This window comes from Clostridium mobile, from assembly GCF_018918285.1.
Classification (GTDB): domain Bacteria; phylum Bacillota; class Clostridia; order Clostridiales; family Clostridiaceae; genus Clostridium_AW; species Clostridium_AW mobile.
The window spans coordinates 501,354-517,429 of sequence record NZ_JAHLQF010000002.1 but is presented as its reverse complement, the minus strand read 5'-3'; the positions used below and the strand labels follow the sequence as shown (position 1 = coordinate 517,429).

Below are 16,076 nucleotides of genomic sequence, written 5' to 3'. Positions count from 1 at the left end.
TATAAATTCTTTAATGGAAGCCCTCGTCTGTATCTTTATCCACTATATCTGCATCACCATTTGTGTTTATGCGAGCTTCTTCTCTTTTTAGGGTTTCATCCACTCGTCTTGTATCCTCCACTTCACGTTTATGAGCAGATACCTCTCCAGTTACTACTGTATGTTTATCCACGTTGACCTGTTCTTCACTAACTGGAATACGTATGGTTTCTTCATCACTAATAGGTTCGCCACTAGCTTCGTTGTCTATTGCTCTTCTTTCAATAACAACTTCTTCATGAGTAACAGGAACATCAACTGTCTTTTGTTCTTCAATAATTTCCTTGCCTAGTTCAACTTCACCCTTTTGAGCCTTGATTTTATTTATATCAAGCTCTTCCTTATGAAGTGTAAGTCTTCCTTCATCTTTACGTTTCTTATTCTGATTGTCATTGTCATTATTATCGACATTGCCAAAAATATTGTCAAATAAGCCCATCATAAGTATTACCTCCTATAAGTACATATTTTCAATTCATCAATATTTTATCCCTGATGAAGTAATATATCCTTTGTGAAATATGGAATTAAAGTAAATGGATTGCAACAAAAAATTTTAAACACCATATTATTCAGTTTTCAAAGATCCTAGTTTGTATTTTAAATTTTAATAGTTACGTCACATTTTTCATATTACGACACAAAGATATGCTAATACACATTGTAATTCCTTTTGTTGATACAAAAATCAAAGTATATGGATACAGAGAAGTAGTGTTCATATAACTTTACAAAATATTGAAATTTATTATAAAAATAGTTATTATTATGTATAATTAATATATAAAGTAAGGAACACTTGTAGAGTATTGTGTGGTAAAAATTATTTGAAATTTTTAGGAGGATTAGTATGTTTCAATTTAATGCTAAAGAAGCAAAATGGTTTTTCGAACCTGAAAATTATGTGCTTGAAGGAGATAGAGTTGAAATTATAACAGAACCTAACACTGATTTTTGGCAAAGAACTTATTATGGATTTAGACATGATAATGCTCATGTTCTTTATATTACAACAGATGAAAAATATTTTTCCTTTACAGTAAAAGCAGAGTTTAATAGTACAGCATTGTTTGACCAATGTGGAGTTGTAATTTATCAAAATAGTGAAAACTGGGTAAAGTCAGGAGTAGAATTCCATGACAACAATACTGCATGGCTTGGAAGTGTAGTAACAAATCATGGATACTCTGATTGGGCGACTACGGATATTGGAACTTTTGTAAAATGTATGTGGTATAGATTAAGCAGACGAGAAAGTGATTATTGTCTTGAAAATTCTTTTGATGGTATAAATTTTAAACAGATGCGAATTTTTCACTTGTTTGAAGGTGGAAACGAAATTAATATCGGTTTACTTGCATGTTCACCAAGTAAAAATTCTTTTAAGGCTGTATTTACTGAAATGAAGGTGACTGATTGTTTATGGAAAGAGCACAATTAGTATATTTTATTCCACTAATAATACCTCCTCTTCTCATCGTCCTCCTGCTTTCTTTTTATGCTTTGGTATAATTTGTAATAAACTTAATTTTTATGCTATACTGTAATATATATAAAATTAAGAAATGCAACAAGCTCGTATATAATACACTAAAAGATAAAAGGAGGGTATAGATAAAACGTGAAATTTTTATTGACTGATAAATATACTCTATTCTATATTTTTATGCAAATAATATTTTTATTTTGCATAGTTAAAAATTCTAAAGAGGATAAGTATATAAAAACTACTATCTCGTTTTGTATTATGTTAATAGCATTTAATTATGTTTTTCTGAGTTTAAATTATGTATTAAAAAAATAAAGAGGGTATCTTAAATCTAGAATAATGTAAAAACATTCAATGATTTTACAACAATCGCAAAGGAAATATATATCATGATTACTAAAAAAGTATTTAATATTGAGACTACAGATATTTACTTAAATCCATTAAAGATATATAAAGATAAAGTTATATTATACTCTTCAAATAACCTTTATTCATATTATGAAAAGAAACTTTATACTATATCAGAAAATGTCTTTTCAGTTTTATATGATAATGATTTTGTAGAATTAAATACAATAATTTACACTGATATAACAAAAATAAATGATAAATATACTTTATTAATAAAAGAATATATGTGTGATACAGAAAAAGTAAAAGTTATTTTTCAAACTGATATTTATACTAATACCATAGACGAACTATATGAACTATGTAGCCGTGGTAAAATGTATTTTAATCGTTTAAATGATAACTATATATTATATGGATACAATATTTCTGATGATTATAATACATATGTGAATGTATTATATGACATAGAAAATAGCGAAAAGATTATTCTAAATAAAATTGATTTTAGAATAAGAAGAAGCTATTTAGTAGAATTTAATGATAAAAAGTTTTTATTATTAGAAAAAAATGATTTAGATAGATGGGATAGAATAATTGCATTTTTTTATAGATCAGCTAATAATATGGATTTACAAGTACATGAATCATTATTAATGCTAATAGATTTAGAGAATATTCTATTTAAAAATAAAAATAGTAGAATTGAGAATATAGATTATTCATTTATAAATAAAATGATTAATTTTATAGGTTATTGCGATACAAATATATTCTATGAATTAATTGATTTTAAAGCAGATATTACAACAATAGTAAAATATAATATAGTCAGTAAAGAAAAAGAATATATTAATATTAAACCTCAATATGATTCATATATACAATTTAATGGTAAAGATTTTTATATAATAGAATCTAATAAAATTCAATTTTTAAATGATAATAAAAATATTGAATTAGATACTGGACGTATTATATGGAACCAATTTATTGATAATGAATATTTCATAATTTCACAAGTTAAACCAGATAACCATAATAACTGTAGCTATACTAGTTACATATATAATAACAAAGATTCTAAATTTAAATTATTTTATGGATTTATTTATTATATGGAGCATAGTGATATATTAATTAATATAAAAAATATAAATTAATAAACAAGATTTTGTGACGAGACAAAATAATTTATAATTATATAATAAAAGAGGCTATCTTTTCTAATGATTCCTTAAATCATTTTGAGACAACCTCTTTATTTTAATATTTTAAAGAATTATTTAGGAATAACAGGAACCCATAATTCATGTCTTGGTTTATGTTTTGGTCCGTAATAACATTCAATACATGGTAAGTTAGCAAGTTCGTAACCCGAGGTTGGGACCCATTCGGAATATAGACGTTTCCATGCATCTGGAACATTGGGAAAAACTACCCATGTACTTGGCGGAATAATTATAGTTTCCATATGGCTATGAGCCTCACCGTCATATCTTACTCCCATAAAATAAGTAAATTCTTCATCTGTAATGGCCGCTTCTTTTCCACAAACGCCCAATAAACTTTCTAATTTGCATTTTGGATTCTCCCATGACATATTGATTAATTGTTGCATAAATCCATCCTTTTTCGCACCGTTCCAAAGGGTAGGTATTGTTTTAAATGCTCTACTTGTTTTTACTACTTTGCTCTTTCCTACAATCCTTAATTCAAAATCAATATTCTCAATTCTATACTCCATTTCCTTATCTCCTTTAATTGAAATTTGAAAGGAAATTCGTGGAAAGGCCTTTAATTGCACACTTTTATTACGAGCATCGGAAGGTTTTATTCCATGTGTCTTTTGAAAAGCTCGTGAAAATGAGTCAGCAGATTGATATCCGTATTTAATTGCAACATCAATAACTCTAACATCACTTTTTTGAATTTCAAATGCAGCAAGTGTTAAGCGTCTGCGTCTAATATATTCTGAAAGTGATATGCCTGTAATAGAAGAAAACATCCTTGAAAAATGGTATTCCGAACAATAAGCTGCTTGTGCAATTTTTGTATAGTCTATCTTATCATCAAGACTGTCTTCAATATAGTCTAATGCCTTATTCATTCTCTCTAACCAATCCATATATTTAATCCTTTCTATATTTAGTCTACATAAAATAAAAGTTCTTTGTCCGACATTTAATGCACAAAGATGTAGGTTGCGAGTGTGCATTGATTACATTGATATCACCATGTAGTATATTTGCAAAAATTATACTATGATATATTAGAACCCGCATTCTTCATTAACTATAAACAACTTAATTCTATCACTATCTGATTGCCCTTCAATTATTGAAAGACTATTGCAAACCCTTTCCTTTGATACACAGTCTACGCACTTATTTAATGTTACACAGGGTGGATTAAATCCTGCTCGTTTTGCATTTAAAGGACATGCTATATTCTTTACTCTTTTTATTGCTTCATCTACTGTATCTTCAATTTTGTTTTTTCCAACTACAATTATTACTTTATCTGGTCCAAAAATAATTGCCGCTACTCTATTGCCAGTATGGTCTACATTAACGATTCGTCCATCAACGGATATAGCATTTGAACCAGTAATATACCAATCTGTAGTAAGTGCCTTCTTCTTTAAGATTTTACATTCCTCTTTATTTTTTGCAAGTTCTTTATCATATACAATATTTCCTCTTTCTAATAAAGAACTTGTAATATCTACCTTCTGAAGTGTAGCTGAATGTCCAATTCCAATGGTACATTCCATAGGTATAATATTTAATATGTATGATTTAACATTTTCTAGAGTCTCAAAATACTGTACTTCTATATTTCTTAATTTAAAGTTTTCTTTTAATTTTATAAACTTCTCTTCATTCATTCCCATTCCCCCATATTATACTTTCTAAGCAAATTCTTACTATTAAATCACAAATCCTCTCTAGCCATCTTGAAAGCTTATCAATACAATTTATGTACATTCTTTTAATCTGACTTAGCTAATAAGAAAATCTAAGTTATTTAAAGCTTTATTCTTACTACAAATAATATCTACTTTGCAATAAATATAAATTGGAATTATCTTTCAAAAAAATTATATCATATTTCACTTTACCGCGGTATTTTAATTTATACTACGTTTTTTATTTATAGCTGATTATTTAAAGCTCCATGATTACCATTATTACCATTTTTATGATAAAATGTAGTTAATACTCAATCATAATAAAGGCTAACTAATAAGCAATTGCCTAAAACCAGGCTTTTTACTAGTTTTCTAGCCGCTCCAAAGGAGGAATTTAAATGAGCTTTAAAGACTTGTTAGATAAGTATAACTATGGGAACCTTTCTGAAGAAGAGATAAAATTAATAGAAGAAGAACTTGATAAGTATAAATCAATTCAGAATTATTTGTCTGAAGGTCATGATATAGATTTTGAAAAAGATAATGTACAGGCCAATGTTAATAATGAGACAACCATTCTTGAAAAAACTGCAAATAATAAGCTACGCAAGACAATATTGTCCACTATTTCTATTACATTTTTAATATTATTTACTGTTTATTACGTTGCTTCTTCCGTTGTAAGTAGTTTCTATTATAATCCTTCTCAAAAAACATTTGATCAATATAGTGAAGATTTATATTTTGATTTAAGAGCTTTTACTGAATTAAATTCACCAGGCTATACAATTACTACTGCACCCTCAAAGAATTTAGGATTTGGTGTGTACAATATATCTTTTCACCGAACAAATTTATTTAATGATGAGAGAAGAGATGTTAATGCTAAGATTAAAAGAAACATTCTAATAGGAAACCTTCAAGATTTTCCTAATGACTATCATTTAGGTTTTATGGAGATCATGTATTCTGATATGTTTAAAAGTGACCCTGTTGAAACGCAAAACGAGAAAAAGAATGAAGTGATTAATTATATTAAGGAATTAAATCCTCTTTCTTATATTTCTGCCAATGTAATATTTAAAGAAGATCTAAGTATAGAGGATTTTACTAAATTAAAAGAAAAATATTCTGATACAATTAAGTTTAAATGGGCAGGAGTGCGCACTATAAGCAAAGGTGAGAGGGTTTATTCTTTGTCTGGATTTAACCCTAATTACTTTGATGGATCAATTACTAACGATAGTGCAGATAAAGATAAATATCCATATTTACAATTGTTCGATTACATTTCAGAGCATAGGGGTCCCATTGGAGATGGCTTCATGGAAGAAGGATATACTAAACATTTTATTTCATTATTGAGATATGCTAGCGACAGGCCTAAATCCGTTAAGGTGCTAGAGTCAGACTATGGTGGTGTTAAAATAGAATATTATAAAAATGCTTTAAACTATGTTGAAAAGAATGGAATAAATATTTATGGAGCTTTAGTTTATGCCGAAGCTAGAGATTTATTAGAATTTATAAATAATGAAAAAATTACAACCATAGAGATTAATGATGTTTTGCCTTCAAAATATATAAATTAATAATTTATTTTTACTCACGATTATTATAAACTGACTAAACCGCAGTAGGTTTCAAAACCTACTGCGGTTTGATTATTGCTATGTTAAATAATAAGATTAAATAATACTATTTACTGCACCTTCAATTCTTTTTAAAGCTTCTTTTAATAATTTCCTCGAACAGGCAATATTAATTCTTGCAAACCCTTCACCATCTTTTCCAAATCCAGAGCCAAATGTTAGTGCAACCCTTGCCTTACTTATAAATAAAGTTTCAAGTTCATCTTCATTCATTTTTAATTCCCTACAATCTAACCATACCATATAAGAACCTTCAGGCTTGATTACTTTGATTTTAGGTATGTTTACTTCAAAATAATCAATTAGGTACTGTAAATTATTTTGTAAATATGCAGTCAGTTCGTCTAACCAAGGTTTACCATGTCTATACGCAGCCTCAACAGCCGCTAAACTAAACACATTGGTTGCGAAACCAAAATCATACCCTGTTAATGTAGATTCATAAATATTCCACAAATCTTTATTAGGTATAATCAATATAGCATGTGTCAGCCCTTGTAAATTAAAAGATTTGCTTGCAGCCGTAATAACAATGGAGTTCATTGCGAATTTTTCTGATATAGATGCGTACGGTATATGTTTATGATTTTGAAATACTACTCCCCCATGCACCTCATCTGAAAGTACTAAAACATTATGTTTGTTGCAAATTTCACCTATTCGTATAAGCTCTTCATTTGTAAATACTCTCCCGCTTGGATTGTGAGGATTTACTAAGATAAACATTTTCACATTGTTAGCAATCTTACTTTCAAGATCTTCAAAATCTATGCTGTAATGACCGTCTTTAAGTACCAATGAGTTTGTTACCAAAGCACGACCACTTTTTTTGCTATATCAATGATTGGATGGAATGTTGGTGAATGCGCTATTATCTTGTCTCCAGGCATTGTAAATGAATCAATGCATATTCTAATCCCTGCCCAAATACCTGGAGAGTTAGATAACCATTCTTTTTTTATCTTCCAATTGTACCTTTGAGCATACCAGTCAATTATAGCATTGTAATAGGAACGTGATTTTAATTCATATGCAAACATACCTGTCTTGGCACGATTGATTAATGCTTCAGTAACACAGGATGGTGACATAAAATCCATATCTGCTGTCCCCATAGCTATAATTTCTTCATCATTGTATCTATCCCATTTTATTGAGTTTGTTCCTAATCTCACAATTTTTTCATCAAACATACATATGCTCATTATTCTATTAATTTTAAAACTTAGCGCACTATTATTAAATATAAAAACTTTTAGTACTAAAAAATAGGACTATATGAACGCATTTTCTTACGATTCCCACTAGATTATTAGTAATCATAACATATAATTCTAATTACTTCATTATCATTTTAGATAGACGAAGATATTGATTTGAATTATAAAATAAAAACACCATAAAATTCAGTTTTGAATAATACAGTGCTTTCTCTATACCTCTATTTTTTTATTTCTTCTACAATACTATGTTCTGTTAACTCAGAAAGTTTTTCAATTCTTTCATTAACCAAACTTCTAAAACAATTTGGAAGATGATCTCTGTGTGCTCTATGTATGGCAACACATTCTACGCATTTGCCATGATACTTACATGATTTTTTGCAGGTGCAATGGTCTATTTTTCCTATATTTTCTCTTAATTCTGCTACAAATTCATCTTGAAGCTTATGGCCAAGTGAACGTTCTCCTCTGCGAAATGCCTTCATGGCCTCTTTTTCTTTTGGATTATTATCGATAATCATTTTATCTCCCCCGTATAAAATAAATTTTTATTCATAGTTCTTCAATCCATTTTACAATATCCTTTTATCAATCTTAAATAAGTGATTAGCTTGTTCGCAATATAAGAATGATATGACAATAAGTCATTATTTCTTACCTTTTCGTTCTAAAAGTATAGGTGCTATATTTAGTAAGATAGAAACAATTGTCAAAAACCATAATGCCCTTTCCATACCAGGTACTACATCCATTAAAGCTGCCCAATCTTCCACTTCTACCCACACCGATACAAGACTGTATTCTGCACAAAGTGTTAATGCTGTAAATGATAATCCCATCGCCATGGCAAGCTTATAATCCTTTCCTGCTTTATACAAATAAAGATTTATAAAAGTTACTACTATTGCAATAACCCCTAATATTACCCACATAACTATACCTCCATATATTTTTATTTATGTCGTGTAAAATTACTATTACGACTTAAATGTATTCTCAATAACCCCAGGCAGTATTTCATATATACTTTTACCTATTTTATTCTCAAAATATTGTTTAATCTCAAAAGTTAACTTCCATCTTGGAATTGTATATTCGTTAATTCCCCCTCTTAAAGCTATATCTACAAGTCTTTTTTCAATTAAAACAAATCCGCTTGGTAATGATAAGTAATCACATAATTTTATTAATTTATCATAGTCTGTCTCCTGTCTACTGGATAAGTATTCCTTCACAAAATGAAGTTCTTCATCTGTACCATCCCACTTTCCTACAATAACAACTTCATTATTGCATTTAAAGCCTATATGGCTTAAACAAGTTCTTGCTACTAAATCATATCCTTTACTAATTGCATAATTGTACCCATCTATATCATGCCTCATACCATGTATTCCATATCTTCTTCCTATATCATGCAAAAGCCCCAAGATATATGCTAATTCTGAGTCTAAATCATCCGTCTGATCTGCTATTAGTTTCGCCCCCTCAGCTACAAACATTGAATGATTGACCCAGCCACCTGGATTTAACTTTTCAGCTTCTTTTAAAATTATCATTGCTTCTTCCATTGTAGGTACACCATTTTTATAGCAATCTTTCATACGTTCTCATCTCCTTATATAAAAACATTTGATATTCATAATATCACTGTACAATTCACTTTTGGATAATACTGGTTAATGCGATATAATATTGTATATCAAAATGCATTCCATAAAAAAATAAAGATAAATATACATCCCCAAGTATTTCCAGTAGGTTCTTTTATCATCAGCATACCATAATGACTTCAATTATATTTTGTGCCGTAATTTCTATCATCCGAAGAATACCTCATCAGCCTCAACTACACCATCAACAGCGCCTATACCAAAAATGCTATTATGCAATCAAGTATTTTGTGCCTCCAAAAGAAACTTGTTGCAATATTAATCTCTACAATTCCAACCACAACTTCCCCTGTTGCAGATATATTTGCTATTACACATACTCAAATTATTTAAGCATATAATATTTAGATAAATACATATAACTAAATATTACTATGAAAACAATACTCGCAATTGCAAAACGATTTTTCCCTTTCTTAGCATTACTGTATACTGAAATCAATTGAGAAATTATAACTGCAAAATATAAAATTGTATACCAATCAGTTAAAAAAATTATATCTGGAGGAACATTCATAAAAATCACCCCTTTATAAATACATTTATATTTTTATTACATGATTTACAGATATATCGTTGTTTCCCTTTATATTTTCTGTTTCTTTAAACAGTTTCAGAATTACAATGAGGACAGACCTTTCCCTTGGCAAATCTAAATTCCTTAACTTCTTGTATTACTTGACCTACTTGCGAACCTAATACAAGCATTTTCAACTTAACTAATAATAATTATATCACATTAATGGTAACATATGGTTATTTTCATGGTAAGCATTAGATTTCTATATGTGATTTTATTTCAGTGACTACGCTTAGCTATATCGTACTTTTTCATAATTTTTTTATTACAAAAGAAAAATATCGCTTATTCACGTTGAATAATACGGTATTAAACATAAATTATTTAATTATATAATGCTTATTTTGCTCTCTCCAACAGTTGAACTCTTGAAGTTGAGGCATAGTTATCCTCAACCTTTTTTATATCCACTGTTATTATGTCTCCAACGGATAAATCAGTAAAACTTAAATCCTTTACTTCACCGGTATTGTTATCTACATAAATAAAATATGTGTCTGGGTCTTCACAATTAATATAAGTTTTTTCGCCTAACATGCTGTTATCATCCAAACCTTTAACCACTATCCCCTTTTCTTGACTCTTTATTTCTAAAATTTCAGCATTAACTCCCATGTGAGTAATATCTTCTTTTTTTCCACAGGCAGTTATAGAAATTAACAAGACAAGTGCAACAATTATATAAAATACTTTCTTCATATTTATTCACCTTCCTATTAATATCTAATGTATATCTTTATATACTCATTGATTTTACTCATTTTGTTTGGTTCATATCACAACTACCCTCTTTATAATCTATAATAATCTTTTCGCATTTACGGCAGCAGTTGGCTATCACTGCTGAACCTTCGAACATATATAACTTCGATAAAACAATTGATCCTCTATGAAATTTTGCTCTCCCGATGTAAGATCTTTTATTTTGCCACGCGATTTCATGTGGGCTTTGTATGACGCCTTGTTCCATTTCTTCACCACAATATGGACATTTCATAAATCTTACCTCCTCCTCGAAATATAAATAATCTTTCCATCTATTTTACAATATCCCTTTACTAATCTCAATAAATGGTAAGCTTGTTCACAATATAAGAAGATTGCGTATTAACTGTAAATACAGACTATGCGCATAACTTATAGTTTCATAACTTCACTATATCCTTATTTTTTAACGATATTTTACTCCATAAGTTATAAGCATAAATAATCATAATAATTTCTTGAAATCCAATCATAAATATCTCATTTACTCCAGTTGCTAATGTAATATAATTTACAAAATTAAATACAAAATGCCATATAATTATTGGAATTAAACTTTTTGTAATAGTAACAATTTCAGCAGCAAGTATTCCAAATACTAAAGCATTTAATATTTGGAATACTATTATTAAAATACTTCTATCTGCAAATACACTAGCAATATGACCTATTCCAAATACTAAAGCAGAAATAATAATAGATTTTTTTTTAGGATATTTTTCTTCTAATAATTTAAAAATAATTCCTCTAAAATAGATTTCTTCTGAGATTCCTACTGCTATTGTAAAAAATAAAAGTGTAATAATATATTTTATACTATTTAAACGAATTCCAACTAACAAGAAAGGAGCCTCAGCAATTACTAACGGCAAAAAAAATAAAACTTTCTTTGCACTTCCATTTTCTATTTTTATTAATCCAATTTTTTTAAAACTAATTTTAAATTTGCACATATATACTATTGGAACTATTAATGAGATTAACATAAAACATCCTTGAATAAACATTGTTTGAATATTATTCATCATTAACACTTGTGTTATTACTCCAGATACTACTGGAAAAATCAAGATTACAAATGTCCATATTATAGACTTTAAAATAGGTTTATCTTTTATCATTTAATATTTACCTCGACTTAACTAATGGTAATTATATCATCTTTATATGGCAACACATTCTACCCATTTGCCATGATACTTACATGCTTTTTCGCAGGTGCAATGGTCTCTTTTTCTTTTGGATTATTATCAATAATCATTTTATCTCCCCCGTAATAAAATAAATTTTCATTCATAGTCCTCTAATCTATTTTATAATATCCCTTTATCAATCTTAAATAAGTGATTAGCTTGTTCGCAATATAAGAAAGCTCTGAAATTAGTTATTGATTGCTCTTTTTCTTATAATTAGACTTACTATAGTTGCAATTATTAAAGCAACGATTACTTTAAATCCCCAGGCGTGAATAAAGTTGTGATAAAAATAATACATCATTCCATTAAGCTCTGACATTTCTACTGGCGGAGCAAGTTTTATCCTAAACCATGATGTCATCCCAATCAAAATATATACTATAAACATTGTAATCAAGAAAACATACTTATTAATTTTCAATCTCCCCATACCCCTTTCTATGAAACATGCATGATATTTTACTATTGAGAAACAGCTGATATATAAACTATGCCATTGTTCACCATAAACTTATATGTATTTATAAATATAAGCATCTATATAATTACATATTTCTAATGTATTCAATAAGAAAATGGCTACTTAAAAGTGACAGAGGAATAAGAATTATAAAAACAATAAATTATTTAAACTATTTAGAATCAATTCTTCTTGTTTATATCCTCTGTTAAAGTCTGATGATATTCATTAAACTCTTTCCAAAATAATTTATATTCTTCTTCCTCATATTTAGAATAAAACTGTTTCGGCAAGGAAGATGAGTAAAATTCAATTACTTTGTTTGCAAAATTCAACACTTGGGTTGTATATTCCATATACTGAATTTCAATTTTTCCGCTTAACGGTTTCAACTCCTCTTTATCAACTTCTGGACATTGAATATTGGAAATAATAATTAAATTATCATTTATTTCAGTATCCCATGTTATATATCTATTACAACTTGGAAACATCCTTAAATATCCACAGCATGATATCAATTCAAAATCTATTCCACTGTCATATCCGTAAATTGCGGACTTCATTAACTTTAAGCCAGAAGAGGCGACCGTCCAATCTCCACTATTCTCATTACTTAAAACTATTCCATTAATCATTAATTGCACCTTTCCATGAGAACATAAATCCTTACCATCATCTGATACATTATCAATCCAATTTTGAGTTAATAATTGAATTCTAAAATTATCCAAAAATCTCACCACCATTACATTAACTTTTATGTAATAAACTACTATTTCCACATTATTAATGGTAATTATATCATATTCACGCTGTAATATATTTAAAAGTCATATAAAAGCACCGTAAAATTCATTTTTGAATAATACGGTGTTTCAAATAATTATTCTGCTTTATAGTTATTACGACTTATTAGAATATTAGGAAGTAATTTTAGATTATACTGGCAATCTATTAATTATATTATTTTTTCTTTTTTCAAACAAACACAATATGTGATCATACTTATTAACGAAGCCAGAATTAATACATGCAATACTATATGATATAAATCAGGTATGTAAATATTAGAAGATGGTATTAACTTTATAGTATTAGCAAAATAATTAATTTTTCCTTCCCATGGACCAAATATAGTAAAATACCAATGAAAATAAAACTGTGTTGCAAACCAAATAAAAAGCCAGCCTACTAGGACATATTTTCCAATATTCTCCCTTATAACAAACCAAACAAATGCTGCTACTAAAATAATAAAAAATATACCATCATCTTTATATGAACTTGTTACCAAAATATTATCGCCAATGTTTAACCCTACCATATCCATAAAAAACCAAATCATAAGAAATACATTTACGACTATAGCATTTTTCTTTTTTTTATTCATATTTACCTCCACGCAAGATCACATGAATAATATTGTCTTTATATCTTTATTATTTTTTATTTAATTTCTTCCGCTGTTAATAAAATAATACTCTAATACTTTCTTTTGCATAGGTATAACATAATGACTTCCACCCTTGGATCTAACATCTTCAATCATGGTAACTAGCACCATCTTAGGATTATTAGTATTCATAGTTACAAGCCATCCATATTCTTCGCCGCTAGTATCCTCAATACTTTTTTTCAATTCTGCCGTACCTGTTTTACCAGCCAATGCTACTCCAGATATTTTAACTCCATGACCAGAACCAGATGGATTCTCTATAACTGCTGTAAGATCTTCTAATAATATATTTGCATTTTTCTCAGAAACAACATTTTCCTTCCATACTTTTGCTGGGGTCTTATCATCCTGAAGCTGAATAGTAGGGGTCATTATATTTCCTTTATTCACCACAGAGCTATACATTAAAGCTACATGTAATGGGCTCATTAATACTTCCCCTTGTCCATAAGAGCTATCTGCTAGTTGAATATCGCTTTTTATGCTTCCGTCATTAGAAATTTGAGATTTTTCAATTGGATAATCTATAGGCAACTTTTCTCCTATACCAAAGCTTTTTGCTTTTTCTATAAAAGTCTCTTTACTCATTTTAAGCGCCTGTTGTGCAAAATATATGTTATCTGAGTATATGAAGGCATTTTTTAAATCTATTGCTTTTCCTGGATCTGCTACCCTTGTGACCTTATATGCTCCCCAGCTTCCATCAGGCTGCCACTGTCTTCCTTGTACATTAATGGCTTCCGTTGGATTTATACTGCCTTTTTCTAGCCCTGCTATTGCAGTAAATAGTTTAAATGTGGAACCTGGTGCATAGGCTACTTTAAATCTATTGTCAAATTGTATAAATTTATCCTTCTCCCATTTTTCTTTAACGCTTTCAGGAGCATAGGTAGTAAATAAATTTGGATCAAAAGATGGAGAACTTACCATAGCTAGAACTTCTCCAGTTTTAGGATTTATAGCCGTAGAAGCTCCCTTTTCACCATTCATGCTCTCATATATTTTCTTTTGGAGTCCTAAATCTATGGAAAGAGTTATGTTCTCTCCATCTGTAGGTTCTGTTTTTGCTATTTGTATTTTTTCTGATTCTACCCCATCCTTTTGTTTAGATATATAAATGAATTTACCGTCTTTAGCTCTTAATTTATCTTCATAAACCTGTTCTAATCCCCTTTTTCCTATCTTGCTTACAGAGCTGTATCCTTTGCCATCCAATTTTTCAAGCTCTTCTGCTGTTATATCTCCCACATAGCCTATTAATAAACCTATGGCTTCTCCACCTTCATAGATTCTACTCTCCGGTTTGCTATGTATTACTCCAATGATCTCCATAGCTTGTGCAATTGTATCCTTTTTATCAGCGGATATATTAACAATAGGTACGAAATGCTCCGGATTGCTGTTAGCTTTTAACTTATCTTCTATTACTGAAGGCTTTATATCCAGAATTTTAGCTAGCTTTGTAATATTAGCCTCCTTATCTGTATTGAAATTTGCAGGCTTAACACCAATAGTTACTACAGTTCCATTTATTGCAAGGCCATGTCCATTTCTATCATAAATTTCTCCCCTTTTAGCTGGAATAGTTTCTACTCTAACCTTGTCCTGAGATTCCATATGAGGAAATATCATTTTTTCACTCCAATTAATAGTCCAAACTTTTTTATTATCTACCTTCTCTTTAACCATAGCTACTTCATAGCCATTAATAGTTACATCTCCAGCTACAGTTGTCATAGTTAAAGAAAAAGGTATTTTTTCTGGATTTTTATCAGTACTTTCTGCATTTATAGAAATGTTATTTGCTTCTATGCCACTATAAATATTTGAATATCTATCTACAAAATTCTCTTCAGTTATCTTAGTTTTTGCTTCATTAGATAGCATACCATACATAGCTTTATAATCTTTCTTCTGCCAATAATCTTTATATACATTAAAGGTTTCTACAGAATTTTTTTCTTTTAAAGAACAGCCACCTAAACTAAAGGTTGCCAAAACTAGTATCATTATTAATACAGAAAATGGCCTTTTAAAATTTGCTTTTAACATAAATCATTTTAGCGAAAGTCATATAACAACTATGAAACCCTCACTAAAATCCACCTCTTTTCTTTTTATATAATATATTGATAATCCGTGCAATATTATGCTTTAGTTATTAATATCTATTCTAATAATTTCCCCATTATAACTGTGTTATAATAGAGGACGTGTTGGATTTCCCAGGAAATATGGCAAACTTTCATATACCTTTCCTAATGCTTCATAA

General features: G+C 28.9%; 19 protein-coding genes and 2 pseudogenes. 3 read left to right on the top strand and 18 right to left on the bottom strand.

The window, feature by feature from the left end:
* Positions 1 to 10 precede the first annotated feature (10 nt).
* The gene (locus KQI86_RS08555) at positions 11 to 481 is read right to left on the bottom strand and encodes a YsnF/AvaK domain-containing protein (protein WP_216438855.1); all 471 of its coding nucleotides are present in this window, start codon (positions 479 to 481) and stop codon (positions 11 to 13) included.
* 408 nt (positions 482 to 889) lie between these two features.
* On the opposite strand from KQI86_RS08555, the gene KQI86_RS08550 reads away from it, so the two are divergent.
* Positions 890 to 1,480, top strand: coding sequence for a DUF1349 domain-containing protein (locus tag KQI86_RS08550; protein ID WP_216438854.1), 591 nt, complete (start codon positions 890 to 892; stop codon positions 1,478 to 1,480).
* A 437-nt stretch (positions 1,481 to 1,917) separates the two neighbouring features.
* Positions 1,918 to 3,045: a hypothetical protein gene (locus tag KQI86_RS08545; RefSeq protein ID WP_216438853.1), complete on the top strand. Its 1,128-nt coding sequence runs from the start codon at positions 1,918 to 1,920 to the stop codon at positions 3,043 to 3,045.
* 119 nt (positions 3,046 to 3,164) lie between these two features.
* Here the strand turns inward: KQI86_RS08545 and KQI86_RS08540 are convergent, their stop codons facing one another.
* Both KQI86_RS08540 and KQI86_RS08535 read right to left on the bottom strand, forming a co-directional pair.
* Complete coding sequence (locus KQI86_RS08540; protein ID WP_216438852.1) at positions 3,165 to 4,010, bottom strand: AraC family transcriptional regulator; 846 nt, start codon at positions 4,008 to 4,010, stop codon at positions 3,165 to 3,167.
* Between the two features lie 144 nt (positions 4,011 to 4,154).
* Complete coding sequence (locus tag KQI86_RS08535) at positions 4,155 to 4,772, bottom strand: lactate utilization protein (protein WP_216438851.1); 618 nt, start codon at positions 4,770 to 4,772, stop codon at positions 4,155 to 4,157.
* A 422-nt stretch (positions 4,773 to 5,194) separates the two neighbouring features.
* On the opposite strand from KQI86_RS08535, the gene KQI86_RS08530 reads away from it, so the two are divergent.
* On the top strand, positions 5,195 to 6,388 hold the full coding sequence (locus KQI86_RS08530; protein WP_216438850.1) for an anti sigma factor C-terminal domain-containing protein: 1,194 nt from the start codon (positions 5,195 to 5,197) through the stop codon (positions 6,386 to 6,388).
* A 96-nt stretch (positions 6,389 to 6,484) separates the two neighbouring features.
* On the opposite strand, the gene KQI86_RS08525 is transcribed toward KQI86_RS08530, so the two are convergent.
* The 15 genes and pseudogenes from KQI86_RS08525 to KQI86_RS08455 all read right to left on the bottom strand — a co-directional run bounded on the left by KQI86_RS08525 (position 6,485) and on the right by KQI86_RS08455 (position 15,856).
* Complete coding sequence (locus KQI86_RS08525) at positions 6,485 to 7,261, bottom strand: MalY/PatB family protein (RefSeq protein WP_216438849.1); 777 nt, start codon at positions 7,259 to 7,261, stop codon at positions 6,485 to 6,487.
* Positions 7,255 to 7,641, bottom strand: coding sequence for an aminotransferase class I/II-fold pyridoxal phosphate-dependent enzyme (locus KQI86_RS08520; protein WP_216438848.1), 387 nt, complete (start codon positions 7,639 to 7,641; stop codon positions 7,255 to 7,257). Before KQI86_RS08520 ends, KQI86_RS08525 begins: the two co-directional genes overlap by 7 nt.
* Positions 7,642 to 7,889: 248 nt before the next feature.
* Positions 7,890 to 8,192, bottom strand: coding sequence for an LPS biosynthesis protein (locus KQI86_RS08515; RefSeq protein WP_216438847.1), 303 nt, complete (start codon positions 8,190 to 8,192; stop codon positions 7,890 to 7,892).
* A 126-nt stretch (positions 8,193 to 8,318) separates the two neighbouring features.
* Positions 8,319 to 8,603 carry a hypothetical protein gene (locus tag KQI86_RS08510; RefSeq protein ID WP_216438846.1) on the bottom strand — a complete coding sequence of 95 codons (285 nt, stop codon included), beginning with the start codon at positions 8,601 to 8,603 and terminating at the stop codon, positions 8,319 to 8,321.
* 45 nt (positions 8,604 to 8,648) lie between these two features.
* On the bottom strand, positions 8,649 to 9,275 hold the full coding sequence (locus KQI86_RS08505) for an HD domain-containing protein (protein WP_216438845.1): 627 nt from the start codon (positions 9,273 to 9,275) through the stop codon (positions 8,649 to 8,651).
* A 222-nt stretch (positions 9,276 to 9,497) separates the two neighbouring features.
* A pseudogene (locus KQI86_RS08500) lies at positions 9,498 to 9,616 on the bottom strand (IS1595 family transposase); the annotation flags it as partial.
* Positions 9,617 to 9,669: 53 nt separating this feature from the next.
* Positions 9,670 to 9,861, bottom strand: coding sequence for a hypothetical protein (locus KQI86_RS08495; protein ID WP_216438844.1), 192 nt, complete (start codon positions 9,859 to 9,861; stop codon positions 9,670 to 9,672).
* A 17-nt stretch (positions 9,862 to 9,878) separates the two neighbouring features.
* Positions 9,879 to 10,055 (bottom strand): annotated as a pseudogene (locus tag KQI86_RS20580) (transposase); the annotation flags it as partial.
* A 208-nt stretch (positions 10,056 to 10,263) separates the two neighbouring features.
* Positions 10,264 to 10,623, bottom strand: a complete 360-nt coding sequence (locus KQI86_RS08485; RefSeq protein WP_216438843.1) for a lipoprotein — start codon at positions 10,621 to 10,623, stop codon at positions 10,264 to 10,266.
* Between the two features lie 58 nt (positions 10,624 to 10,681).
* Positions 10,682 to 10,921 carry a PF20097 family protein gene (locus KQI86_RS08480; protein WP_216438842.1) on the bottom strand — a complete coding sequence of 80 codons (240 nt, stop codon included), beginning with the start codon at positions 10,919 to 10,921 and terminating at the stop codon, positions 10,682 to 10,684.
* A 148-nt stretch (positions 10,922 to 11,069) separates the two neighbouring features.
* A complete protein-coding gene (locus tag KQI86_RS08475) occupies positions 11,070 to 11,810 on the bottom strand; it encodes a CPBP family intramembrane glutamic endopeptidase (protein WP_216438841.1) in 741 nt (246 codons plus the stop codon).
* Between the two features lie 259 nt (positions 11,811 to 12,069).
* Positions 12,070 to 12,273 (bottom strand): hypothetical protein, encoded by a 204-nt coding sequence (locus KQI86_RS08470; protein WP_216438840.1) that lies wholly within the window; start codon positions 12,271 to 12,273, stop codon positions 12,070 to 12,072.
* Positions 12,274 to 12,527: 254 nt separating this feature from the next.
* Positions 12,528 to 13,079, bottom strand: coding sequence for a hypothetical protein (locus KQI86_RS08465; RefSeq protein ID WP_216438839.1), 552 nt, complete (start codon positions 13,077 to 13,079; stop codon positions 12,528 to 12,530).
* Between the two features lie 227 nt (positions 13,080 to 13,306).
* The gene (locus KQI86_RS08460; RefSeq protein ID WP_216438838.1) at positions 13,307 to 13,738 is read right to left on the bottom strand and encodes a hypothetical protein; all 432 of its coding nucleotides are present in this window, start codon (positions 13,736 to 13,738) and stop codon (positions 13,307 to 13,309) included.
* Between the two features lie 60 nt (positions 13,739 to 13,798).
* Positions 13,799 to 15,856: a penicillin-binding transpeptidase domain-containing protein gene (locus KQI86_RS08455; protein ID WP_216438837.1), complete on the bottom strand. Its 2,058-nt coding sequence runs from the start codon at positions 15,854 to 15,856 to the stop codon at positions 13,799 to 13,801.
* Between the last annotated feature and the right edge of the window lie 220 nt (positions 15,857 to 16,076).

Coding starts and splice junctions, on each gene's coding strand:
- KQI86_RS08555 (WP_216438855.1), bottom strand. CDS start 481: ATGATGGGCTTATTTGACAATATTTTTGGCAATGTCGATAATAATGAC.
- KQI86_RS08550 (WP_216438854.1), top strand. CDS start 890: ATGTTTCAATTTAATGCTAAAGAAGCAAAATGGTTTTTCGAACCTGAA.
- KQI86_RS08545 (WP_216438853.1), top strand. CDS start 1,918: ATGATTACTAAAAAAGTATTTAATATTGAGACTACAGATATTTACTTA.
- KQI86_RS08540 (WP_216438852.1), bottom strand. CDS start 4,010: ATGGATTGGTTAGAGAGAATGAATAAGGCATTAGACTATATTGAAGAC.
- KQI86_RS08535 (WP_216438851.1), bottom strand. CDS start 4,772: ATGAATGAAGAGAAGTTTATAAAATTAAAAGAAAACTTTAAATTAAGA.
- KQI86_RS08530 (WP_216438850.1), top strand. CDS start 5,195: ATGAGCTTTAAAGACTTGTTAGATAAGTATAACTATGGGAACCTTTCT.
- KQI86_RS08520 (WP_216438848.1), bottom strand. CDS start 7,641: ATGTTTGATGAAAAAATTGTGAGATTAGGAACAAACTCAATAAAATGG.
- KQI86_RS08515 (WP_216438847.1), bottom strand. CDS start 8,192: ATGATTATCGATAATAATCCAAAAGAAAAAGAGGCCATGAAGGCATTT.
- KQI86_RS08510 (WP_216438846.1), bottom strand. CDS start 8,603: ATGTGGGTAATATTAGGGGTTATTGCAATAGTAGTAACTTTTATAAAT.
- KQI86_RS08505 (WP_216438845.1), bottom strand. CDS start 9,275: ATGAAAGATTGCTATAAAAATGGTGTACCTACAATGGAAGAAGCAATG.
- KQI86_RS08495 (WP_216438844.1), bottom strand. CDS start 9,861: ATGAATGTTCCTCCAGATATAATTTTTTTAACTGATTGGTATACAATT.
- KQI86_RS08485 (WP_216438843.1), bottom strand. CDS start 10,623: ATGAAGAAAGTATTTTATATAATTGTTGCACTTGTCTTGTTAATTTCT.
- KQI86_RS08480 (WP_216438842.1), bottom strand. CDS start 10,921: ATGAAATGTCCATATTGTGGTGAAGAAATGGAACAAGGCGTCATACAA.
- KQI86_RS08475 (WP_216438841.1), bottom strand. CDS start 11,810: ATGATAAAAGATAAACCTATTTTAAAGTCTATAATATGGACATTTGTA.
- KQI86_RS08470 (WP_216438840.1), bottom strand. CDS start 12,273: ATGTTTATAGTATATATTTTGATTGGGATGACATCATGGTTTAGGATA.
- KQI86_RS08460 (WP_216438838.1), bottom strand. CDS start 13,738: ATGAATAAAAAAAAGAAAAATGCTATAGTCGTAAATGTATTTCTTATG.
- KQI86_RS08455 (WP_216438837.1), bottom strand. CDS start 15,856: ATGTTAAAAGCAAATTTTAAAAGGCCATTTTCTGTATTAATAATGATA.